General features: G+C 19.4%; 15 protein-coding genes and 3 tRNA genes. 14 read left to right on the top strand and 4 right to left on the bottom strand.

Going from position 1 to position 15,226, the window contains the following annotated elements; translation table 11 throughout:
* Window positions 1-132 precede the first annotated feature (132 nt).
* The 3 genes from GJU03_RS01200 to GJU03_RS01190 all read left to right on the top strand — a co-directional run bounded on the left by GJU03_RS01200 (window position 133) and on the right by GJU03_RS01190 (window position 414).
* Window positions 133-206 (top strand) — tRNA-Arg (locus GJU03_RS01200).
* Between the two features lie 43 nt (window positions 207-249).
* Window positions 250-322, top strand: a tRNA-His gene (locus GJU03_RS01195).
* Window positions 323-340: 18 nt separating this feature from the next.
* A tRNA-Pro gene (locus GJU03_RS01190) sits at window positions 341-414 on the top strand.
* 19 nt (window positions 415-433) lie between these two features.
* On the opposite strand, the gene ribB is transcribed toward GJU03_RS01190, so the two are convergent.
* Window positions 434-1,081: a 3,4-dihydroxy-2-butanone-4-phosphate synthase gene (ribB, locus tag GJU03_RS01185; RefSeq protein ID WP_168918874.1), complete on the bottom strand. Its 648-nt coding sequence runs from the start codon at window positions 1,079-1,081 to the stop codon at window positions 434-436.
* A 143-nt stretch (window positions 1,082-1,224) separates the two neighbouring features.
* Here ribB and GJU03_RS01180 point away from each other — a divergent pair, with 143 nt between their 5' ends.
* Window positions 1,225-2,475 (top strand): multifunctional CCA addition/repair protein, encoded by a 1,251-nt coding sequence (locus GJU03_RS01180; protein ID WP_168918873.1) that lies wholly within the window; start codon window positions 1,225-1,227, stop codon window positions 2,473-2,475.
* Here the strand turns inward: GJU03_RS01180 and GJU03_RS01175 are convergent, their stop codons facing one another.
* Together GJU03_RS01175 and tsaD are read right to left on the bottom strand one after the other, a co-directional pair.
* Window positions 2,476-3,279 (bottom strand): undecaprenyl-diphosphate phosphatase, encoded by an 804-nt coding sequence (locus GJU03_RS01175; RefSeq protein WP_168918872.1) that lies wholly within the window; start codon window positions 3,277-3,279, stop codon window positions 2,476-2,478.
* 80 nt (window positions 3,280-3,359) lie between these two features.
* A complete protein-coding gene (tsaD, locus tag GJU03_RS01170) occupies window positions 3,360-4,376 on the bottom strand; it encodes a tRNA (adenosine(37)-N6)-threonylcarbamoyltransferase complex transferase subunit TsaD (protein WP_168918871.1) in 1,017 nt (338 codons plus the stop codon).
* 131 nt (window positions 4,377-4,507) lie between these two features.
* Between tsaD and rpsU the strand changes: the two genes are divergently transcribed.
* The 3 genes from rpsU to rpoD all read left to right on the top strand — a co-directional run bounded on the left by rpsU (window position 4,508) and on the right by rpoD (window position 8,446).
* On the top strand, window positions 4,508-4,723 hold the full coding sequence (rpsU, locus tag GJU03_RS01165) for a 30S ribosomal protein S21 (protein ID WP_168918870.1): 216 nt from the start codon (window positions 4,508-4,510) through the stop codon (window positions 4,721-4,723).
* A gap of 44 nt (window positions 4,724-4,767) precedes the next feature.
* Window positions 4,768-6,516, top strand: a complete 1,749-nt coding sequence (gene dnaG, locus GJU03_RS01160; RefSeq protein ID WP_168918869.1) for a DNA primase — start codon at window positions 4,768-4,770, stop codon at window positions 6,514-6,516.
* Between the two features lie 124 nt (window positions 6,517-6,640).
* The gene (gene rpoD, locus GJU03_RS01155; RefSeq protein ID WP_168919057.1) at window positions 6,641-8,446 is read left to right on the top strand and encodes an RNA polymerase sigma factor RpoD; all 1,806 of its coding nucleotides are present in this window, start codon (window positions 6,641-6,643) and stop codon (window positions 8,444-8,446) included.
* Window positions 8,447-8,513: 67 nt separating this feature from the next.
* Here rpoD and map read toward each other — a convergent pair whose 3' ends face one another.
* Entirely contained in the window at window positions 8,514-9,302 is a 789-nt protein-coding gene (gene map / locus GJU03_RS01150) for a type I methionyl aminopeptidase (protein ID WP_168918868.1), read from the bottom strand.
* A gap of 163 nt (window positions 9,303-9,465) precedes the next feature.
* On the opposite strand from map, the gene rpsB reads away from it, so the two are divergent.
* From rpsB to GJU03_RS01115, 7 genes are all read left to right on the top strand, one after another.
* On the top strand, window positions 9,466-10,176 hold the full coding sequence (gene rpsB, locus GJU03_RS01145; protein WP_425482909.1) for a 30S ribosomal protein S2: 711 nt from the start codon (window positions 9,466-9,468) through the stop codon (window positions 10,174-10,176).
* 9 nt (window positions 10,177-10,185) lie between these two features.
* On the top strand, window positions 10,186-10,986 hold the full coding sequence (gene tsf, locus GJU03_RS01140) for a translation elongation factor Ts (protein WP_168918867.1): 801 nt from the start codon (window positions 10,186-10,188) through the stop codon (window positions 10,984-10,986).
* Between the two features lie 67 nt (window positions 10,987-11,053).
* Window positions 11,054-11,782: a UMP kinase gene (gene pyrH / locus GJU03_RS01135; RefSeq protein ID WP_168918866.1), complete on the top strand. Its 729-nt coding sequence runs from the start codon at window positions 11,054-11,056 to the stop codon at window positions 11,780-11,782.
* 32 nt (window positions 11,783-11,814) lie between these two features.
* Complete coding sequence (locus GJU03_RS01130; protein WP_168918865.1) at window positions 11,815-12,369, top strand: ribosome recycling factor; 555 nt, start codon at window positions 11,815-11,817, stop codon at window positions 12,367-12,369.
* A 61-nt stretch (window positions 12,370-12,430) separates the two neighbouring features.
* Window positions 12,431-13,168, top strand: coding sequence for a polyprenyl diphosphate synthase (uppS, locus tag GJU03_RS01125; protein ID WP_168918864.1), 738 nt, complete (start codon window positions 12,431-12,433; stop codon window positions 13,166-13,168).
* A gap of 95 nt (window positions 13,169-13,263) precedes the next feature.
* Window positions 13,264-14,625, top strand: a complete 1,362-nt coding sequence (gene rseP / locus GJU03_RS01120) for an RIP metalloprotease RseP (protein WP_168918863.1) — start codon at window positions 13,264-13,266, stop codon at window positions 14,623-14,625.
* Window positions 14,606-15,226 (top strand): hypothetical protein (locus tag GJU03_RS01115; protein WP_168918862.1); only part of this gene is annotated, 621 nt, incomplete at its 3' end. The genes rseP and GJU03_RS01115, both read left to right, overlap by 20 nt.

Genomic DNA, 15,226 nt, shown 5'->3' with positions numbered 1-15,226 from the left:
ATCAAAAATTATTTTTAATTAAATATTATTTAATATAAGTTATTATTTTTAAATATAAAAATTATTAAAAATTTTATAAAAAAACTAGACATTAAAGAAATGAATTTGTATTATATAATATAATAATCTGTTGCACCCGTAGCTCAGTAGGATAGAGTACTGTTTTCCGAAAACAGAGGTCTCAGGTTCAATTCCTGTCGGGTGCAAAATTATAAGATTGTTTATTATATTTTTAAATTAATTGTAATGGTGGTTATAGCTCAGTTGGTAGAGTACTGGATTGTGGTTCCAGTTGTCATGGGTTCGATTCCCATTAACCACCCAAAAATAAATATTTATACGGCGAGTAGCGCAGCTTGGTAGCGCAACTGGTTTGGGACCAGTGGGTCGGAGGTTCAAATCCTCTCTCGCCGAGGTTTTTTATAATTTAAAATTAAGTAATAATATTATTTTTAATAATATATTTTTTTATATCATTAATAGTAATTAATTCCATTTTATTTTTTTTGGCAAAAGATATAGCATCAAAAATTTTTGCCATGGAACCATCCTCGTTTGTTAATTCACATAATACTCCAGTTGGTTTCATTTTAGCAATTTTTAATAAATCTATTGTAGCTTCAGTATGTCCCTCTCTTTTTAATAAACCTCCATTAACTGCTCTTAATGGAAAAACATGACCAGGTTGATTTAAATCTTCAGGAATAACATTATTTGAAATAGCTGTTTTAATTGTTGTAAATCTATCTTTTGCAGATACTCCAGTAGAAATTCCTTTTGCTGCTTCAATAGTAACTGTAAATCCTGTTTTATAAAAACTGGTATTTTTTTTTACCATCATAGGTAATTTTAATTTTTTCCGTAAATATTCTGTAATACATAAACAAATAATACCACTACCATATCTAATAGAAAAAGCTATATCTGATATAGATATATTTTCTGCTGCAAATACTATATCACTTTCATTCTCTCTTTTTTTATCATCTAGAATTAAAATACCAGATCCTTTTTTTAAAGAAGAAATGGCATTTTCTACACGTGTTTTATAATTACCAAATTTTTTATCAAGTATATTCATAAATAAAATTTTTATTATTATTATTTAATATTATTATATATTAATTTTATTAAATAAATTTTCTTTAAGAAAGACAAATACTATACTAGTAGTAATAATTTATTTTTTAATAAAAAATATAATGTTATTTTCAGGAGTAAAAATTGAAAATTTATTTAGTTGGTGGAGCTATACGTGATAGTCTTTTAAATATCAAAGTAACTGATAAAGATTGGGTTGTTGTAGGATCAAATATTGATTCAATGTTAAAATTAGGTTTTAAATTAGTCGGCAAAGATTTTCCTGTTTTTTTACATCCTAAAACTCATGAAGAATATGCATTAGCTAGAACAGAATATAAATTTGGACATGGGTATAAAGGTTTTAAATATTGTGCATCTTCTAAAATTTCTCTTAAAGAAGATTTATTACGTAGAGATCTTACTATTAATGCTATAGCAAAAGATGAATTAGGAAATTTTTATGATCCATATAATGGTTTACAAGATATTAAAAATCGTTTATTAAAACATGTTTCCTCATCTTTTCAAGATGATCCATTAAGAGTTCTACGTGTAGCTAGATTTGCTGCAAAATTAAAATATTTAAAATTTAGAATTCATAATAATACATTAAAACTAATGAAAATTATGAGTCATTCAGGAGAATTATCTTATTTAAAACCAGAAAGGATTTGGAAAGAAACATATAATGCTTTACAAGCAGCACATCCTCAAGTATTTTTTCAAGTTTTAAAAAAATGTGATGCTCTACCTATTATTTTCCCAGAAATAAATTCATTATATGGGATTCCGGCACCATTAAAATGGCATCCAGAAAAAGATACCGGAATACATACCATGTTAACATTAAAAATAATATCTAAACTTACTAAAGATATATCAACTAGATTTGCAGCATTATGTCATGATCTAGGTAAAGGATTAACTCCTAAAAAATTATGGCCAAGACATCCTGGACATGGAGAAAATGGAATCCCTTTAATAAAGGGATTATGTAAAAAATTAAAAATTCCTAGTAATTTTAAAAAATTGTCTATTTTAGTTGCTAAAATACATGATATTATTCATGATATATATAATCAAAAACCAGAAGATATATTAAATATATATAATATAATTGATGCATGGCGAAAACCTGAAAGAGTTAAACAAATTGCTTTAGTTAGTGAAGCTGATGCTAGGGGTAGATTAACATTAGAATCTATGAAATATAAACAAGGAAAATATTTTATTAATATGTATAAATATATTTCTAAATTAAATATAAAAAATATTATTAATAAAAATAATTTAAAAGGAGATAATATAAATAAAAAAATTCAAAATGAAAGACTAAAATTAATAAAATGTTTTCTTGAAATAAAAAATCAAAAATATTTTATAAAAAAATAATTAGTTTAAAACTAATAATATTATTATTAAAAATAAACGATATAAAATAAACCATTTTAAAGAAATATTTTTTATCATATAAATTAATTTTTTAATAATAATTAAACTAATAAAAAATGAAATTAAAAAACCTATAAAAAATATTTTTATATTATAAAAATCGATTACTGTATAATTTTTATATAATTCTAATAAATTAGCTCCAAAAATAATAGGTATGGATATAATAAGACAGAACTTAATCGCAATAGTACGTTTTATTCCAAGTAACAAACTAATTGATAATGTTGAGCCTAACCTTGAAACACCCGGTAATAAAGCTAAACATTGAAAACATCCAATAAAAAAAGTATTTATATATAAAATATTATTAATATTGTTAATTTTATATTTTATAGGTTTAAATTTTTCAGAAATATATAATAATATATTGCCAATAAATAACCCATAAATAACATAATTAATATTATTTATTATTTTAATTTTTTTATAAAAAGTTAATCCAACCAATATTATTGGGAATATAGATATAAATATATGTAAAATATTTATTTTTTCTTGAAGAATAGAATTATATTTAATTTTATTAAATATAATTTTAATAATTTTATCCCAAAAAAATATTAATATTGCTAATGAAGATCCTAATTGGATAATAATTTTAAAAAATTTAAAATTATTATTTTCCATAATATTTAATATTTTAGAAAAAATAATAATATGAGCATTTGAAGATATAGGTAAAAATTCGGTTAAACCTTGTATAATACTAAGTATTATACAAGAAAAATAATTTAATAACATTATTATTATTCTCAATTAAATTAATAAAAAATATTTTTGTTTAAAATGTTTTTTACAAAAATTTTTATAAAATTTTAAATTTAAATTTTATCTTCTAAAGATAACTTAGAATTAATACTAATAGTATTCAATATATATTTATTTTTTTTTAGAATTTTTTTTTTTGATCCGAGATAAGCAATCATTGCTGCATTATCAGTACATAATTTTTTATTACTATAAAATAATTTAATATTATTTTTTTTTAAGTTTTTATATAAAAATTTTCTTAATTTTTGATTTGAACTAACTCCACCTGCAATTACTAATTGATTAATATTATATTTTTTTAAAGCCCACAAACTTTTAATATAAAGAGTTTCTATAACTGCATCTTCTAATGCACAAGCAATATCTGCTTTTATTTTAAAATCATTTAGATTTTGTTTTTTTATAAAATTTATTACAGAAGTTTTTAATCCAGAAAAACTAAAATTAAAATTATTTTTTTTTGATACCATAGGTCTTGGGAAAAAAAATTTTTTTGAAGTTCCAAATTTAGATAATTTGAATAAATTTTTACCTCCAGGATAATCTAATCCTAATAATTTAGATACTTTATCTAAAGTTTCTCCTACTGCGTCATCTATATTTGTTCCTAATATTTTATATTTTTCAAATTTATGTGCATAAATTAATTGTGTATGTCCTCCAGAAATTAATAATCCTATAAAAGGAAAAATTGGTTTTTTTTTTTGTAACATAATGGAAAATAAATGTCCTTCCATATGATTTATAGGGATAACAGGAATATTTAAAGAAAAAGCTAAAGTATGAGAAATAATTGCTCCTATTATTAAAGAATTTATTTGCCCTGGGCCTGAAGTATAAGCTATTACATCAATATCTTTTAATTTCTTTTTTATTTTTATTAGTGATTTTTTAATTAAAGGAATCATTTTTTTTAAATGATTTCTTGCAGCTAATTCGGGAACAATACCTCCATATTTAGAATGAATTTTTTGTGTATAAATATTATTACATAATATTCCTTTATTTTTATCATAAATCGCTACTGCTGTATCATCACATGATGTTTCTATACCCATGAAAAGCATATTTAATCTTCTATTAATTAGTTAATCGATTATTTTAAACAATATAAAAAATTATTTATATATTCTTCATTATATATTATAATAATTTATTACGATAATAAAATAAATATAAAATAAATTTAGGTTTATATATGCCAATTATAAAAGTACGTGATAATGAACCATTTGATTTAGCTTTAAGACGTTTTAAACGTGCATGTGAAAAAGCAGGGATTTTATCCGAAGTAAGACGTAGAGAATTTTATGAAAAACCAACAACTGAAAGAAAAAGATCTAAAGCTTCTGCAATAAAAAGACATGCTAAAAAAATATCTAGAGAAAATGCTAAAAGAATACGTTTATATTAAAACTATTTTTTTTAAAAAATAATAAATTATAAAAAATTATTTTTATGGTTAGATATATATCTCGTTTATTTATTAGTAATTTATTAGATCAAATTGATATTGTATCTTTAATTAAAAATAAAATAAATTTAAAAAAAAAAGGAAAAAATTTTTTTGGTATTTGTCCTTTTCATTTAGAAAAAAATCCTTCATTTGTAGTTAGTTCTTCAAAACAATTATATCATTGTTTTGGATGCGGGATACATGGTAATATTATTGATTTTATTATGAAATATGATAATTTATCTTTTCTTGAAAGTATAGAATCTATAGCAAATTTATTTAATATTCCTATTATTTATAATAATAAATCTAATTTTTCACAAAAAATTTTTCAAAAAAATAGAATTTATTATAAACTAATTGCTAATTTAAGTTTTTTTTATAAAAATTCTTTGCTAACTCCCTTAGCGAAAGAAGCATATCAATATTTATTAAATAGAGGATTAAATCCATATATTATAGAGTATTTTTCTATTGGATTTTCTCCTTTATTTTGGCAAAAAAAAATTTTAAATAATAAAAAAATTATAAAAATTTTATATAAAAAATTAGGTATTTTAAAAAAAAATACTAAAAATAATAATTTTTATGATATTTTTTACAATAGAATAATATTTCCAATAAAGAATATAAATGGTATTATTATTGGATTTGGGGGAAGAGTTTTTAAAAATATTAACCCTAAATATTTAAATTCTGCAGAAAATCATATTTTTCATAAAAGTCAAGAATTATATGGATTATATGAAACTAAAAAAGAAAATAATATTATAAAAAAAATATTAATAGTAGAAGGATATATTGATGTTATCAGTTTATTTCAATTTAATATAAAATATGCTGTAGCTATATTAGGATCTTCTATTACTAATATTCATATAAAAAAATTGTTTAGTATAACAAACAAAATTATTTATTGTTTTGATGGTGATGAAACCGGGATAAAAGCACAATGGAAATCTTTAAAAATTAGTTTACCTTATTTAGTTAATGGGAAAAAAATAAAATTTATGATTTTACCTAATGGAGAAGATCCTGATAGTTTAATCAGAAAAGAAGGTCAAATTCTTTTTAAAAAAAGAATTAAAAACACTTTATCTTTTTCCAAATTTTTTTTTAAACAATTATTTTTAAATAATGTTTTTTCTTCTTGTGAACAAAAAACAAATTTTATTTATAAAGCTTTGTCATTTATTAAAATAATTCCTGATTATTTATTTCAAATAAATTTAATTAAAAAATTAGGAGAAAAAATAGGTATTATCAATCTTGTAGATATATATCATTCATTTAAAGTTAAAAAAAAAATAATTATAAATAATAATTTTAAAAAAACTACTATTCGTATATTATTAAGTTTATTAATACAAAATCCCAAATTAATAAAATTCGTTCCTCAATTAAAATTTTTTAAAAGTTCAAATATTAATGGATTATTTTTTTTAATAAAATTTGTAAATTTTTATAAAAATAAAAATATAACAACAGTTAATATATTAGAACAGTTTAGAGGGACAAAATTAAAAAAAATTTTTGAAATTTTAGTTACATGGAACCATATGATTCCTGATCATAAGATAGAACAATTTTTTATAAATTTAATAAAAAAATTAAAAATAAATATTTTAGAAAATAGAATAGATTATTTAATATCTTTAGATAGAAAAAAAGGATTAGATCATAAAAAAAAAAAAGAATTATGGTCTTTAAATCAAAAATTAATTAAAAAAAAAATAATTTTAAAAATTTAATAAAATATATTTAAAATATTATTAATAATAAATAAAATTTTATTTATTAAATAAATAATTTGTTTTTAATTTTATTTAATTTAAATTTATTTAAATATTAGTAAATACAAGTATGGAACTATTTATGGATCATAACTCAAAATCACAGCTTAAAATTCTTATAACACTTGGAAAAGAAAAAGGTTATTTAACTTATTCTGAAGTTAATGATCATTTACCTGATAATATTATTAATTCTCATCAAATAAAAAATATTATTCAAATGATTAATGATATGGGTATCCAAGTAATGGAAGAAGCTCCTGATAATGATGATTTAATATTAAATAATAATACAAATAATTTAACAGCATCAGAAGATGCAGTACAAGTATTATCTAATGTAGAATCGGAAATGGGAAAAACTACAGATCCAGTACGGATATATATGCGCGAGATGGGGACTGTAGAACTCTTAACAAGAGAGGGAGAGATAAATATAGCTAAACGTATAGAAGAAGGTATTAATCAAGTACAATATTCTATAGCAAAATATCCTTATTCAATTAAATATTTATTAGATAAATATAATAAAGTTAAATCTGGAGATATTCGTTTATCAGATTTAATCCATGGTTTTATTAATTATGATATTAAAGAAAAAATTATATCTTCTTTTAACCATCAAGAATTATCTCACAATATTAAAACAGAAAATAATGAAAATATTATAGATTATAATTTAGCAGAAAAAAATTTTTTAGAATTAGAAAAACAATATTATAGAACATTAATTTTTATTAAAAAAAAAGGTAGAAATCATCGTCAAACATTGATTGCATTAAAAAATCTTGCAGAAATTTTTAAGAAATTTCGTTTGGTTTCAAAAGAATTTAATTATTTAGTATCTAAAATACGTTCTATAATGTTACATATACGTATAGAAGAATTTAATATATTAAAAATATGTTTAAAAAGATATAATATATCAAAAAAAAAATTTTTATATATATTCTATAATAATGAAACAAATACAGATTCTTTTTTAAAAAAATTAAAAAATTCTAAATTGAGAAAAAAATTTTATTTAAATGAAAAAAACAATTTTTTTAATAAAATTAACAAAAGTATTATTAAATTAATTAATATTGAAAAAAAAACAGGATTAAAAATTAAAGAAATTAGAGAAATCAACAAAAAAATTTCTATGGGTGAATTAAAATCACAAAAAGCAAAAAAAGAAATGATTGAAGCTAATTTAAGATTAGTTATTTCCATTGCTAAAAAATACACCAATAGGGGTTTACAATTTCTTGATTTAATACAAGAAGGTAATATAGGTTTGATGAAAGCAGTAGATAAATTTGAATATAGAAGAGGATACAAATTTTCTACATATGCCACATGGTGGATTAGACAAGCTATAACAAGATCTATTGCTGATCAAGCTAGAACAATAAGAATTCCTGTACATATGATTGAAACTATAAATAAACTTAATAGAGTTTCCAGAAAAATTTTACAAGAACTAGGTAGAGAACCTACTCCTGAAGAATTATCTTCATATATGCTTATTCCAGAAGATAAAATCAGAAAAGTATTAAAAATAGCTAAAGAACCTATTTCAATGGAGACACCTATAGGAGATGATGATGAATCACATTTAAGTGATTTTATTGAAGATAGTACTTTAGAACTACCATTAGATTCCGCAACTTCAGAAAGTTTAAAAACAGCAACATATAATATTTTATCTAGTTTAACACCAAGAGAAGCAAAGGTATTAAGAATGAGATTTGGTATTGATATGAATTCCGATCATACATTAGAAGAAGTTGGGAAACAATTTGATGTAACAAGAGAAAGAATTAGACAAATAGAAGCAAAAGCATTAAGAAAATTACGACATCCTAGTAGATCAGAAATATTAAAAAGTTTTTTAGATAATTAAAAATTACAAAATAAATTCTGATATAGTTAAGCAACTATAAACTTATAATTACTTAACTATATCAAATCTATAGATTATTAAATATCTCTTTCTCTTCTTTACGTAAAGTTAAAATTTTTTTCCCCAAATTAGTAATAAGTACAGTATGCTCATATTGAGCTGAATTAGTTCTATCTTTAGTTTTCACAGTCCAATTATCATTAGTTAAATATACACTATGATGTCCTACATTTATCATAGGTTCAATAGTAAATATCATTCCAGGTTTTAATAAAATTCCATAATCATATGATTTATAATGTAAAATTTGTGGATCTTCATGAAAATTTTCCCCGATACCATGTCCACAATAATTTCTTACAACAGAAAATTTTTTTGATTCTACATATTTTTGAATTATTTGACCAATTTTATATAATCTAATTCCTGGTTTTAAAATACTGATAGCTTTATATAAACTTTTTTGAGCAGTTAAACATAATAATTTAGATTGTTTTGAGATTTTTTCTCCAACAAAAAACATTTTTGATGTATCACCATAATAATTATTATATAAAATAGTAACATCTATATTAACAATATCACCTTGTTTTAATATATCATTTTTATGTGAAATTCCATGACATACAATATCATTTTTAGAAATACATACAGATTTTGGGAAACCATTATATCCTAAAGTTGCAGGTATAGCTTTTTGAATATTTGTAATATAATTATGACATATATTATTAATTTCTTCTGTACTAATACCTGGAATTATATAATCTTTAATCATTTCTAATACTTTTGCTGCTAATTGGCAAGATTTGTAAATTTTTTTTATTTCTTTAGAATTTTTAATTAAAATTTTCATTATTTTATTTTATAGATTTCTTAATTTTATATATATAAATGTTATATTATAATAACTAAATTAAATTTAAATATTATTAAATTTAATCAATTAAATTATTTTTTGTATAAATATTAATTTTATAATAATATTTTAATATTATAATAAATAAGGATAAATAATAATGTCTATATCTGTTAATAAAATGTTCAAAGTTGGGGCCCATTTTGGTCATCAAACTCGTTATTGGAATCCTAAAATGAAAAAATTTATTTTTAAATATAAAAATAAAATACATATTATTAATTTAGATAAAACTATTTTAATGTTTAATAATGCATTAAAAGAACTTAAGAAGATAAGTTCTCGTAGAGGTAAAATTTTATTTATTGGTACTAAAAAAGCAGCATCTGAACTTATAAAACAAACAGCAATTAATTGTAATCAATTCTTTGTTAATCATCGTTGGTTAGGAGGCATGTTAACTAATTGGAGAACTGTAAAACAATCTATAAAAAAATTAAAAGAACTAGAATTACAAAAAAAAAATGGAATTTTTAAACAATTAATAAAAAAAGAAGCATTAACACGAAATAGAGAATTATTAAATTTAGAAAAAAGTTTAGGTGGTATAAAAAATATGGGAGGATTACCCGATGCTATATTTGTTATAGATGCAAATTATGAAAAAATTGCTATAAAAGAAGCTAAAAAATTAAATATTCCTATATTTGCTATTGTAGATACTAATTCAAATCCTGAAGGAATAAATTTTGTTATTCCTGCTAATGATGATGCTATTCGTGCAATAAAATTATATTTATATTATGTAACTAAGGCTATATTAAAAAATAATTTAAATATTTCTAATAAAAAAGAATTAAAAATTAATTAGGAGTCAAGATTGAAAATTGATATTAATAAAATTAAAAAATTAAGAGATATAACGAATATTAGTATTATAGAATGTAAAAAAGCATTAATTATAACAAAAGGAAATATTAATGAAGCATTAGATCATATAAGAAAATATTCAAAAATAGAATCTATTAAAAAATCAAAAAATAAAACAAAAGAAGGATTAATTTTAGATTATGTAACTAAAGATTTCGGAATATTATTAGAAATAAATTGTCAAACAGATTTTGTAGCAAAATCAATACAAATAATAAACTTTGGAAAAAAAATTTTAACATATGTTTTTAAGTATAAACAAGAAAATATTTCTATAATAAGAAAAGTATTTAATCAAGAAAGAATAAAATTAATTGGAATTTTAAAAGAAAATATATATATTCATCGTATAGGTTATATTAAAGGGGAATTTATAGGTAAATATATACATCATAGTAAACGTATTGGTGTAATTATTAAATCTAATATAAATAATAATTTATTAATGAAACAAATTTCTATGCACATAGTAATGTTAAAACCTAATTATATTTGTGAAAAAAATATTCCAAAAAATATTATCAATCATGAATATGATTTACAAAAAAGTATTGCGATAAAAAATAATAAATCAAAAATAATTATAAAAAAAATAATAGAAGGGCGTGTAAAAAAATTTATAAATAATATTACTTTATATAATCAAAAATTCTTATTTAACAATAAGAGAACAGTATTTGATGTTTTAAGTGAAAATAATATGAAAATTTCTGAATTTATATGTTTTGAATTAGGTTCAAAATATAACTAAAAATTAATTGTTTTATTTATATAATTTAATAAAATATATTCTATCTAAAAAATAGAATAAGTAATATATGAATATTAAACCAAAAATAATCTATAATCGTATAATATTAAAAATAAGTGGTGAATTTTTACAAGGTAAAAACTTATCTGGTATAGATAATAAATTATTAGATTATATCATAAAAGAAATAAAAAGTATTTTACCTTTAGGTATTGAAATAGCAATTGTGATAGGAGGAGGGAATTTATTTAGAGGTAAATATTGTAATGGAAATAATAATTTAAAAAGAGTTTTAGGTGATCAAATTGGGATGTTATCAACCATTATTAATGGTTTAATATTATATCAATCAATTAGAAATAAATTAATTAATGTGTATTTAATGTCATCTATTCCAATACAGGGAATATGTAAAGAATATAATACTTTTAAAGCAATTGATTTAATTAAAAAAAATATAATTATTTTAACAGGTGGTATTGGTAACCCCTTATTTACTACAGATACTACAGCATGTTTAAGAGGAATTGAATTAGAAGCTAATGCTATATTAAAAGCAACAAAAGTTAATGGAGTATATTCAAAAGATCCTATTAATTATTCTGATGCTAAATTTTTTAATAAAATAGATTATGATTATGTAATAAAAAAAAAAATTAAAATTATGGATAATACAGCTTTCATTTTAGCACGTGATTATAATGTTCCTATACATATTTTTAATATAAAAAAACCAGGATCACTTTATAGAATTTTAACTGGTAAAATTGAAGGAACAATAATTAAAAATAATTAAATAAAATATATAATTTAAATTAAGGTGATTATATGTATAATAATATTATAAATAATAATAAAAAAAATATGCAGAAATGTTTAGATTTATTTATAGATAAAGTTAATCATCTATCGCAAAATAGGTTATCTTCTAATTTATTAAATAATATTTCTTTAAAATTAAATAATAAATTTACATTAATTCATCATATTTCTTCTATAGTTGTAGAAAATTCTTCTACTCTTAAAGTAACTCCATTTGATTATACAATAATTAAAAATATAGAAAAAAGTATTGTACTTTCAAATTTAGATTTACTAACTAAAGTAGTAGGTTCTAGTATTTATGTTAAAATTCCTATTATGACTGAAACTAGAAAAATAAAGATTTTTAAAAATATAAAAATAGAAGCAGAACTTTATAAAATAAATATTCGTAATATACGTAGAAAAACAAATAATAAAATTAAATTTTGTTTAAAAAAAAAATATATTGATGAAAATCAAGAAAAAAAATTATATAATCTTATTCAGAAACAAACTATATTTCATATTGATAAAATAAAAATATTTTTAAAAAAAAGAGAAAAAGAATTATTTAATTAATAATTTATATTAAAAAAAATTTTATATTTTTTTTAAATATAAAAATTTTAATTTTAAAAAAATGAAAATAAATAAAATTAGTAAAGAAAAAAATAATATTGTTTCTTATCCTAATCATATTGCAATTATTATGGATGGTAATAGAAGATGGGCTAAAAAAAATAAAAAATTAAATTTTTTAGGTCATAGAGAAGGTGTAAAAACTGTAAAAAAAATAATTGGTTTATGTTTAAAATATGATATAAAAGCATTAACTTTATATGCTTTTAGTAGTGAAAATTGGAAAAGATCTATTGATGAAGTGTCATTTTTAATGAATTTATTTAAAGAAATATTAGATCTTGAAACAAGAAATTTAAAAAAAAAAAAAATACGTTTGAAAATTATTGGTAATAAAAAAAAATTTAATTTTGATTTACAAAAAGCAATCATCAAAGCAGAAAATTTAACAAAAAATAATAGTAAATTATTACTAAATATAGCTGCTAATTATGGTGGTCGTTGGGATATTGTAAATAGTATAAAAAAAATTGCTGTAAACATTAATAAAGGATTATTAGATCCTGAAAATATTAATGAAAATATTGTAAATAATTATATTTGCTTAAATGATATTTCTCCCGTAGATTTAGTGATAAGAACAGGTGGTGAATATCGTATTAGTAATTTTTTAATTTGGCAAATTGCATATTCAGAGTTATATTTTACTAAAAAATTATGGCCTGATTTTAATAAAAAAGATTTTAAAAAAGCACTAAATTCTTTTACAAAAAGAAATCGTCGTTTTGGTGGAGATTAATAAATTTTAATTTTATTAAAATTTATTTAACAAATAAATTTTAGTTTACATTTTATTAATATAAATAATGAATCCTAATTTTTAGGAGTACAATTTTGTTTAGTATTTTATATGATATAATTATATTTATTATAACTATAAGTAGTTTAATTATAATACATGAATATGGACATTTTTATATAGCACGATTATTTAATATTTATATAGAATGTTTTTCTATAGGTTTTGGTAAAAAAATTTTTCAATATCGTGATAAATATGGAACTAATTATGTATTAAGATTAATCCCATTAGGTGGTTATATTAAAATGCCTAGTATTATTAATGATAATGATAAAAAATATACAAAAAAATTTAAATTATTATTTTTTAAAAAAATAAATTTTTTTAAACAATTATTAATTATTTTAGGTGGCCCCATTGCAAATATTATTTTAGCGATATTAATTTATTGGATAATTTTTTTTATAGGATTACCGATAAAAAAAAATATTATTAATGAAATTAATTATGTTTCAATTGCTAATATAGTTGGATTAAAACCTAATTCAGAAATTAGAAAAATTAATAATAAAAATATTAATAATTGGAATGTTTTAAATTCAAAACTTAATCAATTTACTAATTTAAATAATGAAATAAATATAGAAATTAATAAAAATAATTTTAATTTTATTCAAAATAAAAAATTAAATATTGATAAAAATTTTATAAGATTTTCAAAAGAAAAAAATTTAATATTAATGTTAGGAATTATACCTAAAGGATTAAAAATTAATCCTGTTATTACATATATAATTCCTGGATCACCAGCAGATAAATCAAAATTACATATTGGTGATAGAATTCTAAGTATAGAAGGAAAAAAATTTATTTATTGGTATAACTTTCAGAAATTAATATATAATAATCCAAATAGATTTATTCATATTAAAATAAAAAGAAAACAAAAAAACATGAATTTTGTTATATTAACTTCTGTTAGAAAATCCAAAAAAATAGGTTTTTTAGGGTTTTTACCACAAGTAATAAGAGTTAAGGATACTTCAACAAGTATATATAAATTAAATTTAATTGAATCATTAAAAAAATCTATCAGTGAAACTTTAAAATCAATTAAATTAATTTTAAATTCTTTATTTTTTTTATTAAAAAATAAAAAAAATTTTTATAAATTAAATGGTCCTATTTCAATAGGACATATTGCAAGTATATTAATTCGTAATAATTTTATTTATTATTTTATGTTTTTTTCTTTAATAAATATTAATTTAGGTATAATTAATTTATTACCTATTCCAATTTTAGATGGTGGCCAATTATTATTTTTGATTTATGAAAAAATTATTGGTAAAAAAATACCATATAAAATTAAACAATTAATTTATACTATTAGTATAATTATTTTAACCATAATTATGGGGTTTACATTTATAAATGATTTTAAACAGTTTTAATAAAAAAAAATATTTTATAAAAAATTTTAAATATTATAAATATTTACTTATTTTTTTCTTATTTTTTTATACAAATCATGTTTGTTATTCAAATATTTTAAAAAAAAAATCTTGTATTAACAATATAATATATTTTGGTTTAAAAAATATTAAATTACAAGATTTGGGAATACCTTCATATATAAATATGAAAAATTGTATTTCTTTAAAAAAAATATCTAACATCATGCATATGTTATTAATAACTAATAAAATAAATAATATTAATATTTTCCAATATAAAAATTTTATTTTTATAAACATTAAAGAAAAACCAATTATCGATAACATAATAATTAAAGGAAATAAAGTTATTAATAATGATGTTCTTAATTTTTTATTAAGTAAATTAAAAATAAAAAAAGGGGCAATATTAGATAATAGTTCATTATTTTTTTTTAAAAAAAATATAGAAATATTTTTTTTAAAATCTTCAATGTTTTCTTCATTTGTAAAAATAAAGATCATAAAAAAAAAAGATAATAAAGTAACCATTTTAATAGTTTTAAAAGAAGATGGTTTATCAAAAATTCATCAAATTAATTTTATCGGTAATAAAAAC

Origin of the sequence: Enterobacteriaceae endosymbiont of Donacia bicoloricornis (assembly GCF_012567955.1) — a bacterium.
GTDB lineage: Bacteria > Pseudomonadota > Gammaproteobacteria > Enterobacterales > Enterobacteriaceae.
The sequence above is the reverse complement of the archived record's forward strand: the minus strand, read 5'-3'. Positions and strand labels throughout refer to the sequence as shown.

What these genes read in the sequence shown, in the direction of transcription:
- ribB (WP_168918874.1), bottom strand. Translation starts at nt 1,081, where the DNA reads ATGAATATACTTGATAAAAAATTTGGTAATTATAAAACACGTGTAGAA.
- GJU03_RS01175 (WP_168918872.1), bottom strand. Translation starts at nt 3,279, where the DNA reads ATGTTATTAAATTATTTTTCTTGTATAATACTTAGTATTATACAAGGT.
- tsaD (WP_168918871.1), bottom strand. Translation starts at nt 4,376, where the DNA reads ATGCTTTTCATGGGTATAGAAACATCATGTGATGATACAGCAGTAGCG.
- rpsU (WP_168918870.1), top strand. Translation starts at nt 4,508, where the DNA reads ATGCCAATTATAAAAGTACGTGATAATGAACCATTTGATTTAGCTTTA.
- dnaG (WP_168918869.1), top strand. Translation starts at nt 4,768, where the DNA reads ATGGTTAGATATATATCTCGTTTATTTATTAGTAATTTATTAGATCAA.
- rpoD (WP_168919057.1), top strand. Translation starts at nt 6,641, where the DNA reads ATGGATCATAACTCAAAATCACAGCTTAAAATTCTTATAACACTTGGA.
- map (WP_168918868.1), bottom strand. Translation starts at nt 9,302, where the DNA reads ATGAAAATTTTAATTAAAAATTCTAAAGAAATAAAAAAAATTTACAAA.
- rpsB (WP_425482909.1), top strand. Translation starts at nt 9,466, where the DNA reads ATGTCTATATCTGTTAATAAAATGTTCAAAGTTGGGGCCCATTTTGGT.
- pyrH (WP_168918866.1), top strand. Translation starts at nt 11,054, where the DNA reads ATGAATATTAAACCAAAAATAATCTATAATCGTATAATATTAAAAATA.
- GJU03_RS01130 (WP_168918865.1), top strand. Translation starts at nt 11,815, where the DNA reads ATGTATAATAATATTATAAATAATAATAAAAAAAATATGCAGAAATGT.
- uppS (WP_168918864.1), top strand. Translation starts at nt 12,431, where the DNA reads ATGAAAATAAATAAAATTAGTAAAGAAAAAAATAATATTGTTTCTTAT.